The organism is Cyanobium sp. NIVA-CYA 375 (assembly GCF_056108345.1).
Window position 1 is genome coordinate 1 of the sequence record NZ_JBSYHW010000424.1, and the last position, 536, is coordinate 536.

1 protein-coding gene is annotated in these 536 nt (G+C 64.2%); it reads right to left on the reverse strand.

The annotated features are described in order from the left end of the window. The coding region (locus AC01FP_RS18945) for a hypothetical protein (protein ID WP_474482504.1) at positions 1 to 507 on the reverse strand (507 nt) is incomplete at its 3' end. Between the last annotated feature and the right edge of the window lie 29 nt (positions 508 to 536).

The following is a 536-nucleotide window of genomic DNA, read 5'->3' on the forward strand; positions in this document are numbered from 1 at the left end:
GCTGGCTGCGCGCAACGCATCGAAACGCGCCCCGGTCAGATCTTCCATCTGTGCCAGTTGCGCCTCAAACGCTGCAATTGCCGCATCAACCCGCGACTGGAGCGAGCCGACTTGTCGTTCGCTCGCCTGACCGAACTGGTTGAGCCGTTCGAACCCTGCCACCAACTCGGCAATCTGGCTGTGCGCGGTCCGGCCTGCACCCCCGATCTGGTTGGCGACATCCCGGGCGGAATTGGCAATGACCGGCAGATCGTCACGCAAGCGACCCATGTTCTCCAGCGCGGTGGTGCTGACCGAGGCGATGGCCTCCACCTGGTCGCTATTCGTGTGGACCAACGACTGCAGACGGTCGGCATTCACCGTCAACCGTTCCACCGCAACGCGTCCCAGCGCTTCGAGTTCGCGGGACTGTGCGGCCAGGAATTCGCGGGCGAGGCTCAGTTCCCTGTTGGTTGCGGCAAGCTTCTGTTCCAGCGCTTCGGATTCAGTCCTCAGCGAGAGTGCCACCTCACCGAACCGGGCTGCTTCGCGGCGGC